The following is a 16,156-nucleotide window of genomic DNA, read 5'->3' on the forward strand; positions in this document are numbered from 1 at the left end:
AAGCTGATTTTTTAACTCAAAATCTGCCAGTTTTTGAGACTCAAAGATAAAAATCTGGCTAGCTGATAAAGCAGCACGATTTATAGATTTTGGACATAAAAGAATAAAGGGATAAATAGTGAAGCAAAAGCTAGTTTTTAAAGTGGCATCAAGCTCATTAATTATGTAGAAGAATGGTAGTAACTGCTTGAAATGATTATAAACAACTAGCATTAAAGGTTTGGTATTTAGCAATTTTATGCTGATAAGAATTAATATAAAACCTTGAGGTAGTTTACATGGTCAACCCTGATAATCACTCTCCCGCGGCTAATAATAATGACAAGCACCCGCAAGCGAAAAAACCCATCTCCATGCTATCGTGGCTGGTATTGCTTATCGGTCTTGCCGCGCTCGCTTTTGCGATATACAGCGCGCAAAACCTCAGCAAAGAAGAACCGATAGAAACCATTACCCGTGAAGGGGTGGTGATGCAAATTCAAAAATTAAATCGTTTGGAGACGGTGGCGTTTAGTGTCGATACCGTTATCACTAGCCAAAAACCAGGCAGTTGGATGAAGCTGTGGCAAGATGAGCAAAAGGGTTTGTTTATTGCACGCGGGCGCGTAGAAGCAGGGATTGATTTGAGTGCGTTAACGCCAGAGATGGTACAGGTGGTGCAGCCAGAGATTGATGTTGAACAGCTGCAGGAAGCTGATGCTAATACGCCTGTCTCAATGATGCCGCAAATCAATATCACCTTGCCGCCGTCAGAAATATTTTCTGTTTATTTAGACGATATCGAAATCTATGATTGGCAAACGGGCGCTTTTGGTATGATGCAGGTCGATCCAAAGATCTTGCAACAAGCGCAAAGTATGGCGAAAAAAGAAGTGCTTGAGCGTGCTTGCCGCGGTGATGTGATGAATCTGGCATTAGAAAATGCGCAAACCCAATTGCAGCAGTTGTTTTCATTGACCGGTGCTGTGGTAACGGTAACCACGCAGGGCGCAGGCGCGTGTCAAATGCCAACGGCTTAATACTTAAAATGGTTTAACGAACCACTACGCCACTTAACAGATGTTGCTTGAATTTATTGGTAATAGGGTTACTATATTATATAGCAGGACTTATTTATCATTAACGACAGCCTTATAAATACTGTCGTTGAAATAAGCTTATATGATATAAGAGGTGGCGTATATGACAACTTCCAATAATCAGCCCTCCGTTCATGAGAAACGCGAATTAATCAAGCAGCCTAAAGCAAAAGAATCGCTACCTTTTGCGACGTGGGTGCTGCTCATCATAAGCTTTACTTGTCTTGCGTATGCTATTTATACCATTCAGACACGAATAGTAAAGCCAACTATCGATATCGATAGTGCAGCACAAAGCAGTTTGGTGCAAACTGGCAGTGTGCCACAAGAGGTAGCTCAAGTAGAAAACTAGCGCTTTTTACTAAAAATGTCAGCGTTGTTTTTTAAATTCAGCAATCGCCAGTTGTCGTGCTGCCTTATGCTCAACCATCGGCACAGGATAAGCAGTATCAGCAAACTGACCGCCCTTTGTGAGCGCTTTACGCATTTTATCTTCACTATGCAAAATACTGCTTGGCACGTCTTTTAATTCTGGCAGCCAAGTCTTAATAAATAATGCATCAGCATCATGACTCTTAGCTTGGCTAAAAGGGTTCATAATACGGAAGTAAGGTGCGGAGTCTGTGCCTGTCGACGCGCTCCATTGCCAGCCGCCATTATTGGACGCAAAATCACCGTCTATTAGCTGCTTCATAAAATAGCGCTCACCTAAGCGCCAGTCAATCAGTAAGTCCTTGGTCAAAAACATCGCCGTCACCATCCGCAAGCGATTGTGCATAAATCCGGTCGCATTGAGACAGCGCATGGCCGCATCGACCAATGGCACGCCTGTCATGCCTGTGCACCATGCCTTAAAATCATCCTGATTATATGACCAATGAATTTTATTATCTGTCTCTTCTTTATAAGCTTTATGGCGAATAAGCTCGGGCTTATCATCTAAAACATGACGATAAAAGTCACGCCACGCCAGCTCACTTATCCAGCGGTTAATGTCATTGTTATCGGACTTATCGGGCTTATCAAAGCTATCGAAATTGTCGTTATCATTACCCTGTAATCTCTCTAAGGCTTTTGTGGCTTGCAGATAACAAAGTCTTGGGCTTATTGCGCCAATAGTGAGATAGGCTGAGAGTTGGCTGGTCGCTTGCAAATTTGGCACATCGCGGCTGATGTCATAGTTATCAATGTCGTCAGCGATGAAATCCTCTAAACGTTGGCACGCAACCACTTCACCCGCTGGATAAGCCGTTCTAGCGTGCTCAAGCTGAGCGCCAAAATCAATGTGCTGATACGCTAGGGCAGTCTCTAACCGTTTTTGATAATCTTCGACGGCTTTTTTACTGAGTTGTTCTATGTCTTTAACAGTATTGGCGCTGTCTTTTGCAGTTTTTAGGGTAGTTTTTGACTGGCTGATTTTTGACTGATAGTTTACCGCCATGGCATGGTGCATTTGTAAATTGCTAACGTCCAAGGTATGCCGCCATTTGTTATAAAATGGGGTAAAGACCTGATACATGCTATCGTCACTGGTGGTAATGGTTTTTGGTGGCAAGATGCACTGGTCGTGCCAGCGGATAAATTCGATATCTGATTTGGCAAGTTGTTTGGTTAGTTCTTGGTCGCGGTCAATCTCATTACCTTCGTACTCATGATTTGCCATGACAAGGCTGATATCATTGACCTCACACAAGGTGCTTAGCGTCTCAACACAGTCAGAAAAGCTGGCACAGAGCTGGACGGTTAAGTTGATATTTAAGTGTTTTTGCAAAGAGGTTGCTAAGAGTGGCAAGGTGCGGGCGATATGATCGAGCTGGGTGAGTGACATATCATGTGCATGCCATTGTTCAGGCGTCATAAAAAAAATAGCGCTGACTCGCGCATTATCCGCATTTGCACGTTCACAAAGCGCTGCCAATGCCGTATTGTCATGAACTCGCAGGTCACGACGAAACCACATTAAATAATGTGCAGGGTTTGCACTCGTCGTATTATTGCTAGCAATGTGCTGAGACATTGCCGCCACCGTTTTAGACATTCTACCTTTCCTATATCAATCAATCGCAATCATAAACAAAACTGTGAATAAAAGTATGCTAGGATAAGTTTTTGGATGCAATGGATTTGCCATTCAATTAACAAATCATCATATTTGCTTTTTAGCGTTGGCAATCAATATTTATCGTCATCTATGTATTCGAGCCAATCTATCAACGTTATATTTAGTGTCATGTCTATTTTATGTTATATCTAAGGTCACATTATGCAGGTGAAGTTTTGTGGTTTTACCCAGCCTAGTGATATTAAAATGGCTGCTCAGTTGGGTGTCGATGCCGTCGGCTTGGTGTTTTATCCACCAAGTCCGCGCGCTGTTACTATTGAGCAGGCGCAATTGCTAAGTGCTTCTTTGCCCGCTTTTATAAGTGTCGTGGCCTTGGTGGTCAATATGCCGCGAGCAGAACTTATTGAACTGGCAAACCATGTCCCTTTTGATATCATTCAATTTCACGGTGATGAAACGCCCGAACAGTGTCAGCAGCTGGCAAGCGCGGTCAATAAACGCTGGATAAAAGCCTTACGTATTAATACCGAGCAGCACACCACTGCTGGCGTAAGCGCTCAAATTGATGAGTTTGCTGCTGCTGGCGCGAACAGTATTTTGCTCGATGCTTACCATCCTCATAAATATGGCGGCACAGGTGCACGTTTTGACTGGAGTTTGCTACCGCAAGACAGCTCGCTGCCTATTATTTTAGCGGGCGGGCTTGATGCCGACAATGTCGCTGCTACTTTAGAGCTGCCGATTTATGCCGTCGATGTCAGTGGCGGTATTGAGTCGGGCAAAGGTAAAAAAGACGCTGCCAAAATGCGTGCCTTTATGAAAGCAGTTAAACGCGACCGATGGCAAAACGAGACGCCGAGCGAACCTTCGAATAACAGTAATTAGCTTTTTAACGGTGGATTTCTATTTGTTAAATAGCTCATTACCTAAAACCCTTCCCTTTATTTATTCTAAAAAATACCACTTATTATAGTAGGAATTATCATGAGTCATGTCGCAAACAAAGATGTATCTGCTACTGCTAAAGCTATCAATACCTTTACCAATCCAGAAAACGTACAAGACTTTAACCAATATCCTGATGCGCGCGGACATTTCGGTGTGCATGGCGGTCGTTTTGTGTCTGAAACCCTGATGGCAGCGCTTGAAGAGCTTGAAACCTTATATACCAAAGTAAAAGCCGATCCGGCGTTTTGGGAAGAGTATCATAACGATTTGGTTAATTATGTCGGTCGTCCAACCCCGCTTTATCATGCCAAGCGCTTGAGTAATGAGATTGGTGGCGCGCAAATTTACTTTAAGCGTGAAGACTTAAATCATACGGGCGCGCATAAGGTGAATAACACCATCGGGCAGGCGCTACTTGCCAAGATGTGTGGTAAAAAACGTATCATCGCCGAAACTGGGGCGGGACAGCATGGCGTTGCGACGGCAACGATTGCTGCGCGCCTAGGGTTAGAGTGTATCGTTTATATGGGTGCCGATGATGTCGAGCGCCAAAAGATGAATGTCTACCGTATGCGTTTGCTCGGTGCGACGGTGGTGCCAGTGACTTCAGGGTCGCGGACGCTGAAAGACGCCATGAACGAGGCCATGCGCGATTGGGTGACCAATGTCGATACGACTTATTATATTATTGGCACCGTTGCAGGGCCGCACCCTTATCCACTACTGGTACGTGATTTCCAAGCGATTATCGGTAAAGAAGCGCGTATTCAACATTTAGAAAAAACCGGTAAATTGCCTGATGCGTTGGTTGCCTGTGTTGGTGGTGGCTCAAATGCGATTGGTCTGTTTTTTGATTTCTTAAACGATACTGAGGTCAAAATGTATGGCGTCGAAGCAACGGGCGACGGTATTGAATCAGGTCGCCATTCAGCGCCATTGGCCGCTGGTCGCATTGGTGTACTGCATGGTAATCGTACGTATTTGATGGCGGACGATGAAGGCCAAATCCAAGAGACGCATTCTATCTCAGCGGGTCTTGATTATCCGGGCGTTGGCCCTGAGCACAGCTTCTTAAAAGACATGAAGCGTGTTGAATATGTTGGCTGTACTGATAAAGAGTCGCTAGAGGGCTTTCATGAAGTGACACGTAAAGAAGGGATTATCCCTGCGCTTGAATCCGCTCATGCGGTCGCCTACGCGCTGAAGCTGGCTAAAACCATGACGCCTGAGCAAAGTATTATCGTTAATATGTCAGGTCGCGGCGATAAGGATTTGCATTCAGTAATGAAGGCAGAAGGGATTGAGCTGTAGCCACGTATTTTATGACGCTATAAATCCGCCTTTATAAAATAAATTGATTGGCTCTTTTTAATATATATAGAGCCAATATAGCCAGTTTGAATTAATTGTAGAGAACACTATGACCCGAATTGAAAGCACCTTTGAAACCTTAAAAGCCCAAAATAAAAAAGCCCTGATTCCTTATGTGATGGCAGGTGATCCAACGCCTGATAACTTTGTTGGCTTACTACATGACTTGGTTAAGCATGGCGCAGATATGATTGAAGTAGGCTTGCCGTTTTCTGATCCAATGGCCGATGGCCCAACTGTTGCATCAGCTGGCGAGCGCGCGTTAGCAGCCGGTACTAGTACGCGTGATGCGCTAAACATGGTGGCAGAATTCCGCAAACAAGATACGCAAACGCCGATTATCTTAATGGGTTATCTGAATCCCGTGGAAATCATTGGTTATGACAATTTTGTCGCTTTATGCGAGCAATCAGGTGTCGATGGTATTTTGATGGTTGATTTGCCACCAGCCGAGGCGGGTAGCTTTACGCAGCATTTGACTGAGCATGCGATGAATGAGATTTTCCTATTGTCACCAACCACTTTACCTGAGCGCCGCGAGCAAGTTCTGACCCATTGCGGTGGTTATATTTACTATGTGTCATTAAAAGGCGTGACCGGTTCGGCGACGCTCGATACCGATGATGTGGCTACCCAAGTGCAAGCGATTAAAGCCGAGACCGATTTGCCAGTATGTGTGGGCTTTGGTATTCGTGATGCGGCCTCTGCCAAAGCGATCGGTCAGCACGCCGATGGTATTATCGTCGGTAGTGCGCTGGTGCAAAACTTTGCTGATATCGATGCTAAAGATGCGACTGCGGTCGCAGCTGCTCAGCAAAAAATTATGGCAAAAATGGACGAGTTACGCGGCGCACTTGATAGTTTGACCGCCTAATATTATATCGAGTTTATTGGTATCTAAATTTGAAAGGCTTAGAAGGTCAGCGCAATTTTTATAACAATGTTTATAAAGACATAGGCAAATGACTTTGCTAAAGTTAGTTTACGTGTGTAAACTAACATCACATATAAATTGTTACAGTTGCGTATAAGCGCTCTTTATAACTGCTGATGTTATAACGATATGTGACTTTTAAATTGATTCTTATAAACGGACTTCTTAGGGACAAGAGACTAAGCCAATTAAACCAACTTGGCCAACTTGTCGATAAGCCTTTGATAATGGCGAACATTATGACTGATACGATAACAAAACCTGATATGACCACTGCAAATAATACTGAAACAAGCACGACTGAAAAAAATGGCAGTTCCGCTGGGCAATCATGGTTTGAGCGCCCGATACCGGGCATTAAACAGCAACTGACCGCACCTTTGACGGCTGTCGAAACTGAACCGTCAACCAAGTGTAGCAGCTGTCATTCGATGATTACCAATACGGCGCTGATTTTTAATTGTTATGTCTGCCCGCATTGTGACCATCATTTACCGATGAGTGCTCGTGAACGCTTAAACTGGCTACTCGACCAAGTAGAGGGTGAGCTAGGACAGCAATTCACTGCCAAAGACCCATTGAGCTTTGTGGATAGTAAGCCGTATCCGCAGCGCATGAGCGAAGCACAAGACAAAACCGGCGAGTCTGAAGCACTGATTGTGATGTATGGTAAATTGCGCAATCTTGATATCGTGACGTGTGCCTTTGACTTCCGTTTTATGGGTGGCTCTATGGGCTCGGTGGTTGGTGACCGTTTTGTAGAAGCCGCTGAAAAAGCCCTTAAAGATAAAGTACCCTTAGTCTGCTTTGCGGCTTCTGGCGGCGCGCGTATGCAAGAGGGTCTGCTATCCTTGATGCAAATGGCTCGTACGGCGGCGGCGATTGAGCGTTTGCGCTTAGCTGGTGTGCCATATATCGTAGTATTGACCAACCCTGTTTATGGCGGGGTGACGGCATCGCTTGCTATGCTTGGCGATATTCATTTGGCAGAACCAAAAGCCATGATTGGCTTTGCAGGTAAGCGCGTGATTGAGCAGACCGTGCGCGAGACGCTAGAAGAGCCGTTCCAGCGTGCCGAGTTCTTGTTAGAGCATGGCGTGGTTGATGAAGTGGTGCACCGTCATCAGCTCATTGATACCATTTACCGTCTGCTGGCAAAACTATGCCGCGTGCCTAATGTTGATGCTTAGCAGCTTAGCAAACAGGTAATTGAGCTCGTTATTACTTAATAGCATTTATCGTCAATCACGGTAAATGCTATTTTTGCTTTTTGGCTAGGTAGTTATATACTGTCTCTATTTCCTAATTAAGCATTTTCTCATTCTCTATTTTCCCGAAAAATTTCATATAGGTTCCGCCCATGTCTGACTCTACCGTTTCTAATTCTAATATTCCTAATGAGCACTCGAGTTTGACCGAATGGCTTGATTATATGCAGCAAATTCATGTCTCGGCGATAGATATGGGCTTGTCACGCGTATTGCCGGTTGCTGAGACGTTAGGCGTGGTACAGTCAGCCAAAGACGATGCTTATGTGTTTACCGTAGCGGGCACCAATGGTAAAGGCTCAACAACTGCGGTCATCGCGCAGATATGCCAAGCGGCAGGTTATAAAACCGCGCTGTACCAATCACCGCATCTGAGTGTGTTTAACGAGCGCGTGCGCATCAATGGCGAGATGGTCAGTGATGAGACCTTGATTGATGCCTTTAGCAAGGTAGAGGCGGCAAGGTTACAGTGCGCTTTAACCTTGTCATTTTTTGAGATGACAACATTGGCAGCATTATTAATCTTTGCCGAAGCAGATTGTGATGTTTGGGTGTTAGAAGTGGGGCTCGGCGGTCGCTTAGATGTGGTTAATATCATTGATCCTGATATGGCGGTGATTACCAATATCGCTATCGATCATGTCGATTGGCTAGGCGATAATGTCGAAGATATCGGCCGTGAAAAAGCAGGAATCCTACGCGATGGTATTACCCTAGTTTATGGCGATAAGACGATGCCAGCGAGTGTACAGCAAGCGATTGCCACGCATCAGGCAACTTGTTATCAAGCTGGACAAGACTTTAATTATCGTGAAGTAGATACCGACGTTTGGCAATATAGTAATGCTGCTGTCACTATGCAACTACCGCGCCCCGCGCTATCCTTGACTAATACTTCCAATGCTTTATCAGCGGTGCTGGCAAGCCCATTAAATATTGATAAAAGTGCTATTGAAAAGGCATTGCAGACGGTCAAGCTCGCCGGTCGTTTTGATTATAGTGAGACCCATAATCGCCATTGGCTATTTGATGTGGCGCATAACGAGCAAGGCGTTGAGTTTTTATTGGCGCAATTATTACCGCTTTGGCAGCAGCATTTGGCTAAACAAAATAGTTGCGAACACTTAAGTAGCAGGCCTGCCAGCATTAAAATGCTATTTTCTATGTTGGGCGATAAGGATATCAAGAAAGTCGTGCAGCGTTTGACTGAAGCGGGCTTGCCGATTAGCGATTGGTTTATCGCTGAGATTGATTATCCACGTGCAGCAAGCTCATCGCAGCTGCAAAGTATTTTAGCAAGCTATGTTGATAAGGCACAAATACATGCGTTTAAACGTTTATCAGAAGCCACCGCTGCTGTTATAAAGGGCAGCCAAGCGCAAGACTTAATCGTGGTATGTGGCTCGTTCCATACAATTGGCGAGGCGCTAGCGGCGCTTGCTGCTGATAATTTAAATTAAAATCATAATGATTTAATGTTAGTCTTGGCAGAAGCATGATAGCAGACAGTATAAAAAATATGCTTTATAATCAAACTGCTTTAACATACTGCAATACAATGTTATGTACAAATTAAAATGGCTATGTACAGCTTGACTCAGCATTTAAAAATGGCTGGACGTAACTGGCGGCGATATTAAGTTTCAAAATTGTTTATTAAAGCTATATAAACATAGCTTGGAACGATAGTTGCGCCGCTCAATCAACCTTATTACCAACTAAGAGACGTAAACGGATGAACTTTTCGAGACAAGCCTTATTGGGCATTGGGATGATTATTGGCGGTAGCGTGATGCTGTACGCCATGGTGCAACAAATTGGCGATAGCAATAAAACAAAACCTGCGTCAGCGATGATAGAAAAACAAAGCCCGGCGCAAGAATCTCCACAACCTTTGACGACTGATATCGAGACTGAAAAGCGCATCTTGGCACAAAAACAAAAAGAGCGTGCCGCCCGCGTTGCAGAGCAAGAAAGACGTGCGCAGCAATTCTTAAGCGAGCAAGAGGCGGCTGAAGCGCAAGCATTGGCCAAAGCGCGCGCTGAAAGTCAGCAATATTTGGCAAGCACCGCACCTGCTAAAGATAAAGAAGCCGAGGAGAGTAAAGACGCTGAACAAGACACGGCGACCGCGACCAAATCTAGTACAGATAGCGATAATACTGCCACGGCAACTGAGAGTGATAATAGCGCCCGTGAGCAGCAAAAAGTGGCTCAAGCGCAACAAGAAGCCAAGCTGAAAGAACAAGCAGCAGCTAAAAAGCTAGCAGAGAGTAAAAAGGAAGCGGAAGCAAAAAAGCAGGCAGAGGCTAAAAAACAGGCTGAAGCTGAGAAAAAACAAAAAGCTGCAGAAATCGCTAAAAATGAGGTGCCAAAATCGCCTACGGATTATCAGGTCAAAAAGGGTGATGGGCTGATTAAACTGGCACGGCAACACAATATGCCCGTAGAAGTCTTGGCACAAGCGAATAACCTTTCACCGTCGACCTCGCTACAACTGGGTCAGAATATCACCATCCCATCGCGTCAGCAGGTTGATCGCTTAGCACGTGAAGCAGCAGCGGCTGAAAAAGCGCGTGAAGAAAAGCGTCAAAAAGAAGAAGCGTTAGCCAAGAAATCGGCCGATGCCAAGCGTGAAGCGCAGCAGAAACTGAACGAAGCGCGTAAAGAAGTGAAAGAAACCGATGCTAAAGGCAGTTTTGGTGTACAAGTGGCACTGGCGAATGACCAAGCCAAAGCGGATGAGTTGGCAAAAAAATTCCAATCAGCAGGCTATCAAGTCAAAACCAGTCCTACCAGTCGTGGTGTGCGCGTCATCGTCGGTCCTGAACGCGGTAAAGTGGCCGCTTTGGCGCTAAAAGATAAGATTAATAGCGACCCGAAAGTTAATACGACAAGTGCTTGGGTTTTATACTGGCGCTAAAATAAATTTAAATTGCTGCAATCTGATAGCCATTAGCGCTAAATAAACCGCACAATTTTAACTACGCCCGTTTTCACTTTTATCATTCTCACTAAATTTTTTAACACGACATCTATTGTCGTGTTTTTCGTTTTATCGTTTGCCGATTGGGGCCAGCTTGGTTACGATGTGCGCCGCTATTTTCTGTTTCTTCCTTTTCTTTTCTGTACTGTATAACCTGTCAGCCTATAAAGGCTGCCCTGCCGCGGTTAGCTATGTTTCGTCATTTTATTTAATGACATCCTCTACGTAGCTGATGGCTTTCATTATGTATAAGGTAAAACCATGTCATTTGGCGTTATATTTTTAATATTGGCAGTTGGATTTGTCGGGCTGATCACCCTGCCAAAACTGTTTTCTGATAAGCAGGCCACTGAGCCTGAGCCACCACCTGTGCGCGGTGATGAGCTGGCTATTTGGCCATTTGCGCCCATGCCTATTATGACTGATACGGAAGTTATCTTCTTTAAAAAGTTAAAAAATGCCTTGCCCGAATATCATATCTTTGTCCAAGTTCAGCTGTCTCGTATCATTGAAGCAAACAGTGACGAAACCTCGGAGCGTAGCTTTTGGTTCAATCGCATTTGTCGCCAAAGCGTCGACTATGTCATCGTGGATATCGATGCGCAGACTACCTTGCTGGCCATCGAGCTTGATGATTGGACGCATAATAGTAAAGCGCGGCAAAAGGCGGATGATAAAAAGGATAAAGCGCTTGCCAGTGCCGGTATTGCTATCGTGCGCTTTCATGCCGAACGCATGCCGAGTGCCGATATGCTCAGATATGAGCTGATGCAGGTAATTGAGAGTTATTAATTAGGGGTACTTTGTTATAGGCCACGTCGTTTGAATACTTAATAATAATTATGTAATATTATTTATATATTTCTTTACCTTATAGATAAATTCCAAAAATAAATAGCTTATTCCTTCTATTAAGGAGTAAACTTAAGTTTTTTATAAACAGGCAATTTAGTTTTTAAGTAGGTATTTATGACTTAAATACTAGGATTGTTTCTATCACTATTTTTCGGAATATATTTTGAATTAAGGATTACATAATGAAGGCTTTTAAACTAACCGCATTAGCACTTGCCAGTACTTTAGCCTTGGCAGGTTGTGGTAGTGACAGCGACAACAGTGAATATAATGGCAATGGCCCTAGTACTCCTAACGTTCCTACAAAACCACCTGTCGATGATAGTTTGTCTGAGCTTGATCAAGCAAAAGAAATGATTCGCACGGCTAAACTGTTTGTCAGTGACAATAAAGCGGTTACAGAAGCTTATAAGGGCGTAAGTGATATCCTGACAGAAAAACAAGCGTCACGACTTAGCTATACATTTGAGGTACCAAATTCCCTTTATTATTACATGCAGAAAAATGGTCTATCACAATTAAAGGCAGCTGACATTATAGCTTTGGCCGATGATGAAGAGTTCAATGATACATTAGGTAACGTAGCATTGACGCCAGAAAATAGTTTTGTTGCCAATCTGAATGCTGATGGACAATTTAAGCTTTCGGGCACTACTAAGGTAAACGTTGAGGAATACGATTATGCATATAATCCAACGACGGATAGATATGAAGAAATTATTAATCGAGACACCTTTACAACTGCGTTTGATGGTTTCGAAAATGCCTTAGTTTCTAATAATAATAGTGCCAGCTTTAATGGTGGCATTGGATTCAAGAGTATAAAAATTGGTTCTGGCGCTGATATCGTGACGCTGAGCTCTAATAAAGGCTTTACCGTCAGCGGTCAGTTCAGTGATAAAGTTGTGGTTGATGACGAATTTGATCTCAATGACATCAACAGAGAAGGTATTACTTTAGAAAAGGCTATCGTAAAATTAGGCAACTTAAAGCTAACTGCTAATGATAGTGTGATTGAAGCAAAAGACTTAGAGTTTGCTGCCTTAGATATTAGTAAGAAGTTAGCAGATAGTAGTCTAGTGGTTAGAACGATTCCTTATAAACTTGCTATAACAGGTCAAATGACTAAGCAGAAACCTAACACGAATGTAGCAATCACACTCAATGCGACTGCTAACGATGCTGACATTAAAAACTTTTTGACCGTCACTGATGCTGGTAATCTTGAAGAGAAAGCCAATAAATATGTTGGCATGACAATAGTATTGAACATTAAAGGCAATGTGACTAAAGAAGGGTCAACAACGATTCCGCTTAATTTCCAAGCCAATCTTGAACGTACTGCTCGTAACGTCATTGACCTTAAAGGATTAAAGGCTAGCGTAGAAGGTAAAGAGTTATTTGTCACAGGTAAGTCTAATTTAGACAATAATTACGATGTGGTTAGCACGCAATTTACCGTTAAGCAAAATAAAGCATCGATTGAATTAAAGGTTGATGCCAATGGTGATTTTGTTAAAGATAAAATGGGTAAGCTAGGTGACATTATGGTTGACGGTAGTGACTATGGTGATTTAATGGATAATGATGGCAAAATCACGGCTAAATTTAAAGATAACAGTTTAATCGTTCTATAACCAATATAAGTCTAATGGCAGTGCTCAATCATTTTTAATATTATTCGAGCAATAACAAAAAAGAGACGGCTAGTACTGTCTCTTTTTTATGCACTCTAATAAACGTGAGAAATTTATGTCATTCTTTAGCCGAGCTATCTATACCTTTTCACAACAAGACTTACCATTTTTCGCCAAACATAAGCTGTCATTTATTGTTCCAACAACAATCGCTATCATGGCTTCAACGTCTACTTTAGCTCAGAGTGAAAATTCTAACTTATCCTCTAATCTCTACTCGGCATCTAATCCAACTACAGATTTATTGAATAATCAGAATGTAAACGAAAAGTCTCAGGTGGATTGGACAGTAATGGCAACCGCCCACAGCCCAGCACAACCTATTGCTGCTTTCATTGGTGATTGGGATGCGCCATTATACTCAGGTGAGCATGCGTATTTACAAGGGCGTACAGATTTAAAGGTACGCCCTGCTGGTAGCGTAATGAGCTATGGTTTAGGCTGGCGTTATGATTACTTAATGACGTTTAGCGAAGAGACAGCAGAAGTATATTGGCAATATGAAAACAAACAGCCATCGAGCACCAGTCAGTCATATCCATTATTTTTGGATGCTAAACATAATGAAAGGTTTGGCGCTAATATCGGTTTTACCCAGCCACTAAGTCCTAATTGGCAGTTAATAACTCGTGCCAATATTTGGCAAGGATTACACGCGCTTGAAGGTAAGGTTTCAGGTAACTTAACGACACGAGTATTGCCTGATAGTGAGATTAGCAACATAAGAGATAGCGTTGATAAAGCGGATGCCTATGTGGATTACTACTATGATAAGCCTGCGCTCGGTGAAGAGAATCTAAACTGGAATCCTGCTAAGCCTTCTGGTTATGGCTATTCCTTAGATTTACAACTGGCAGGAAAACTATCTGATAAAACACAAGTCGTAATCAGTGGCTACGATATACTTGGGCGTATGCACTGGAAGGATATGCCAAGAACACGCTATGGCTTAAATTATGATGTCAATGGTCGACCTTTATATACGATTGAAGGTCAGCTCGATACTAAAGATGTCACGCAAACACTACCATGGCAGGTGGAAGGTAGTCTGAGACATCAATTAAATCGTCAGTGGCAACTTGGCGTTCATGGGCAAATAAATGATATCCAAGACTTGTATCAACTATCGGCAGATTATCAGCTGACCGGCAATAATTATCCAATGACCATCACAGGATTGATCGAGCCACAGACTAAAGCGTTAGGTATAGCGTTAGATAGTAAGTATGGCGGTATAAAAGTGCTAACAGATGATATTGATGCAGAAAAAGCCAAGCGTAGTGAGATTAGCTTATATGGACGTTATGCTTGGTAAAAGCTTAATTAAATTAATACAAATAGTTATCGAGAAATACGACTGCTTAATTAGAATTGGTTTAAAATCAATTATTTTTCTCATTAACTTGCTTAGGATAAATCACCATCGGCCTGTCACCTTCAAAATACAATCCTGTTCTTAAAATACCGTTTTCAGAATACATAAAGGCTAACTGACGATTGTCATAAAAGTCGCGCTTGCTAAACCATTCAATATAATGAGCGGCGCGTAATGCAGTTACATCAATCGTTGCAAGCGTGGCATTATCAGCTTTATCGCACCATTCGTGCATCGGAAAGCTAGGTGTTAGCCAATGAGGGTAGACGAAATTAGCGATGTTCATTGGCAAAAAGAAGCGTCCTTTAATAACACCATAACGCTTATCAATCTTCACTTGGCCATGACTTTTAGTCTCGACCCACACCGTACGAAACTGTTTGGTTTGCATGTGGGTCATTTTGCGCTGTAAATTGTCGTTAGAATTGATACCGACCCAATTTATCGGCGCAAACGGTGCTGAACCCATAAAAAACTTAATCGCCAGCTCCCAATGCTCAACCAGATTGTCTTCATGATTATACAAAATCAAATCCAGCTCGCCTGTTGTCTGCTTGCCATTGTATAACTGCACGTTATTGGCAAGCGTCTCGTACCGATGTAATTTGCGTGCAAAGCCATCTTCTAGCCAAAATGACAGTAAACCCTCAAAGTGAAAACCCAAGCGATTGGGGCTAGGACGTTTTAATAAATAGCGGGTTAATGCCTGATAGTCATTGGTAGTATCCAACTCTTTTAAACGCGGCTTATAAGCTTCAAACTGCTGTTGCCAAAAGTCTGCGCTATGTATTGCAACTTTGTGGGTAGTTTGATGCGGTGCGAAATCCAACCACGTCGTCAAGACGTTAGGGCAGGCGAGTACATACGCCAAATCACGCACAAAAGGTCGCCGATAAGCTTCCCAAGGTGCATAGCTATCAAGGCGCGGCGTAAGCTCAGACATAGGACAAACCAGAGTAAATATAAAGTATTTACCCTAGCGACTTGCTTACTAAAAGTCTATAGCGAATCGTAATATGTTAAGATTGTAGTCATCTGGCAGAATATATGATTGCCAACCTTTCAGTAATACAGAGGACTAAATTATGAAGTACCTTTTGCAAATCGACTTTCCTTATAACGGTCCTTTTGGTAGTGCGTTTTTTGATGCCATGAAAGAGCTGGCTGAAGATATTGCAACCGAAAACGGTTTGGTCTATAAGCTATGGACAGAAAACGAAGCAACGCAAGAAGCAGGCGGTATTTATGTGTTCGATAATTTGGACGATGCCAACAGATATTTAGAAAAGCATACCCAAAGATTGACTTCATTTGGTTTTAAAGACATCAAATCTAAAGTATTTATCATCAATGAAGCGCTAAGTGCGATTACTAAAGCATCTTTGTAATACTTCATGAAGAATAATGAGCATAAAAAAAGCCAACCATTGATATCAATGGTCGGCTTTTTTGTTCAACTACTATGTTTGGTCGGAACGGCAGGATTTGAACCTGCGACCACTACACCCCCAGTGTAGTGCGCTACCAGACTGCGCTACGCCCCGAATGACTGACTATTTTACGCAAAATTATGCATATTGC

At 43.0% G+C, this 16,156-nt stretch carries 14 protein-coding genes and 1 tRNA gene; 12 read left to right on the forward strand and 3 right to left on the reverse strand.

Going from position 1 to position 16,156, the window contains the following annotated elements; translation table 11 throughout:
- Positions 1–278: 278 nt before the first annotated feature.
- The gene (locus IQ457_RS05235; RefSeq protein ID WP_198328660.1) at positions 279–1,019 is read left to right on the forward strand and encodes a DUF4230 domain-containing protein; all 741 of its coding nucleotides are present in this window, start codon (positions 279–281) and stop codon (positions 1,017–1,019) included.
- 163 nt (positions 1,020–1,182) lie between these two features.
- Positions 1,183–1,431, forward strand: a complete 249-nt coding sequence (locus IQ457_RS05240) for a hypothetical protein (protein ID WP_200662373.1) — start codon at positions 1,183–1,185, stop codon at positions 1,429–1,431.
- A gap of 18 nt (positions 1,432–1,449) precedes the next feature.
- On the opposite strand, the gene IQ457_RS05245 is transcribed toward IQ457_RS05240, so the two are convergent.
- Positions 1,450–3,117 carry a cryptochrome/photolyase family protein gene (locus IQ457_RS05245; protein WP_200662374.1) on the reverse strand — a complete coding sequence of 556 codons (1,668 nt, stop codon included), beginning with the start codon at positions 3,115–3,117 and terminating at the stop codon, positions 1,450–1,452.
- A gap of 225 nt (positions 3,118–3,342) precedes the next feature.
- Here IQ457_RS05245 and IQ457_RS05250 point away from each other — a divergent pair, with 225 nt between their 5' ends.
- From IQ457_RS05250 to IQ457_RS05290, 9 genes are all read left to right on the forward strand, one after another.
- The gene (locus tag IQ457_RS05250) at positions 3,343–4,026 is read left to right on the forward strand and encodes a phosphoribosylanthranilate isomerase (protein ID WP_200662375.1); all 684 of its coding nucleotides are present in this window, start codon (positions 3,343–3,345) and stop codon (positions 4,024–4,026) included.
- Between the two features lie 99 nt (positions 4,027–4,125).
- Positions 4,126–5,400 carry a tryptophan synthase subunit beta gene (gene trpB / locus IQ457_RS05255; RefSeq protein WP_207161699.1) on the forward strand — a complete coding sequence of 425 codons (1,275 nt, stop codon included), beginning with the start codon at positions 4,126–4,128 and terminating at the stop codon, positions 5,398–5,400.
- A gap of 109 nt (positions 5,401–5,509) precedes the next feature.
- Positions 5,510–6,334 carry a tryptophan synthase subunit alpha gene (gene trpA, locus IQ457_RS05260; RefSeq protein ID WP_200662376.1) on the forward strand — a complete coding sequence of 275 codons (825 nt, stop codon included), beginning with the start codon at positions 5,510–5,512 and terminating at the stop codon, positions 6,332–6,334.
- 287 nt (positions 6,335–6,621) lie between these two features.
- Entirely contained in the window at positions 6,622–7,584 is a 963-nt protein-coding gene (gene accD / locus IQ457_RS05265) for an acetyl-CoA carboxylase, carboxyltransferase subunit beta (RefSeq protein ID WP_200662377.1), read from the forward strand.
- Between the two features lie 170 nt (positions 7,585–7,754).
- A complete protein-coding gene (gene folC, locus IQ457_RS05270) occupies positions 7,755–9,122 on the forward strand; it encodes a bifunctional tetrahydrofolate synthase/dihydrofolate synthase (RefSeq protein ID WP_200662378.1) in 1,368 nt (455 codons plus the stop codon).
- Positions 9,123–9,397: 275 nt separating this feature from the next.
- Complete coding sequence (locus IQ457_RS05275) at positions 9,398–10,585, forward strand: SPOR domain-containing protein (protein ID WP_191691551.1); 1,188 nt, start codon at positions 9,398–9,400, stop codon at positions 10,583–10,585.
- Between the two features lie 324 nt (positions 10,586–10,909).
- Entirely contained in the window at positions 10,910–11,440 is a 531-nt protein-coding gene (locus IQ457_RS05280) for a DUF2726 domain-containing protein (RefSeq protein ID WP_144296353.1), read from the forward strand.
- A gap of 245 nt (positions 11,441–11,685) precedes the next feature.
- Positions 11,686–13,140, forward strand: a complete 1,455-nt coding sequence (locus IQ457_RS05285) for a hypothetical protein (protein WP_200662379.1) — start codon at positions 11,686–11,688, stop codon at positions 13,138–13,140.
- A gap of 115 nt (positions 13,141–13,255) precedes the next feature.
- A complete protein-coding gene (locus tag IQ457_RS05290) occupies positions 13,256–14,515 on the forward strand; it encodes a hypothetical protein (RefSeq protein WP_200662380.1) in 1,260 nt (419 codons plus the stop codon).
- 67 nt (positions 14,516–14,582) lie between these two features.
- Here IQ457_RS05290 and IQ457_RS05295 read toward each other — a convergent pair whose 3' ends face one another.
- A complete protein-coding gene (locus IQ457_RS05295; RefSeq protein ID WP_200662381.1) occupies positions 14,583–15,518 on the reverse strand; it encodes a DUF1853 family protein in 936 nt (311 codons plus the stop codon).
- Positions 15,519–15,660: 142 nt separating this feature from the next.
- Between IQ457_RS05295 and IQ457_RS05300 the strand changes: the two genes are divergently transcribed.
- Positions 15,661–15,963 (forward strand): monooxygenase, encoded by a 303-nt coding sequence (locus tag IQ457_RS05300; RefSeq protein ID WP_200662382.1) that lies wholly within the window; start codon positions 15,661–15,663, stop codon positions 15,961–15,963.
- A 79-nt stretch (positions 15,964–16,042) separates the two neighbouring features.
- Here IQ457_RS05300 and IQ457_RS05305 read toward each other — a convergent pair.
- Positions 16,043–16,119 (reverse strand) — tRNA-Pro (locus tag IQ457_RS05305).
- Positions 16,120–16,156: the final 37 nt, after the last annotated feature.

The sequence above is a fragment of the Psychrobacter sp. M9-54-1 genome, assembly GCF_016613355.1.
Lineage (GTDB): Bacteria > Pseudomonadota > Gammaproteobacteria > Pseudomonadales > Moraxellaceae > Psychrobacter > Psychrobacter faecalis.

What these genes read in the sequence shown, in the direction of transcription:
- folC (WP_200662378.1), top strand. Translation starts at nt 7,755, where the DNA reads ATGTCTGACTCTACCGTTTCTAATTCTAATATTCCTAATGAGCACTCG.
- IQ457_RS05245 (WP_200662374.1), bottom strand. Translation starts at nt 3,117, where the DNA reads ATGTCTAAAACGGTGGCGGCAATGTCTCAGCACATTGCTAGCAATAAT.
- IQ457_RS05295 (WP_200662381.1), bottom strand. Translation starts at nt 15,518, where the DNA reads ATGTCTGAGCTTACGCCGCGCCTTGATAGCTATGCACCTTGGGAAGCT.
- accD (WP_200662377.1), top strand. Translation starts at nt 6,622, where the DNA reads ATGGCGAACATTATGACTGATACGATAACAAAACCTGATATGACCACT.
- IQ457_RS05285 (WP_200662379.1), top strand. Translation starts at nt 11,686, where the DNA reads ATGAAGGCTTTTAAACTAACCGCATTAGCACTTGCCAGTACTTTAGCC.
- IQ457_RS05275 (WP_191691551.1), top strand. Translation starts at nt 9,398, where the DNA reads ATGAACTTTTCGAGACAAGCCTTATTGGGCATTGGGATGATTATTGGC.
- IQ457_RS05300 (WP_200662382.1), top strand. Translation starts at nt 15,661, where the DNA reads ATGAAGTACCTTTTGCAAATCGACTTTCCTTATAACGGTCCTTTTGGT.
- IQ457_RS05235 (WP_198328660.1), top strand. Translation starts at nt 279, where the DNA reads ATGGTCAACCCTGATAATCACTCTCCCGCGGCTAATAATAATGACAAG.
- IQ457_RS05290 (WP_200662380.1), top strand. Translation starts at nt 13,256, where the DNA reads ATGTCATTCTTTAGCCGAGCTATCTATACCTTTTCACAACAAGACTTA.
- trpA (WP_200662376.1), top strand. Translation starts at nt 5,510, where the DNA reads ATGACCCGAATTGAAAGCACCTTTGAAACCTTAAAAGCCCAAAATAAA.
- IQ457_RS05250 (WP_200662375.1), top strand. Translation starts at nt 3,343, where the DNA reads ATGCAGGTGAAGTTTTGTGGTTTTACCCAGCCTAGTGATATTAAAATG.
- trpB (WP_207161699.1), top strand. Translation starts at nt 4,126, where the DNA reads ATGAGTCATGTCGCAAACAAAGATGTATCTGCTACTGCTAAAGCTATC.
- IQ457_RS05280 (WP_144296353.1), top strand. Translation starts at nt 10,910, where the DNA reads ATGTCATTTGGCGTTATATTTTTAATATTGGCAGTTGGATTTGTCGGG.
- IQ457_RS05240 (WP_200662373.1), top strand. Translation starts at nt 1,183, where the DNA reads ATGACAACTTCCAATAATCAGCCCTCCGTTCATGAGAAACGCGAATTA.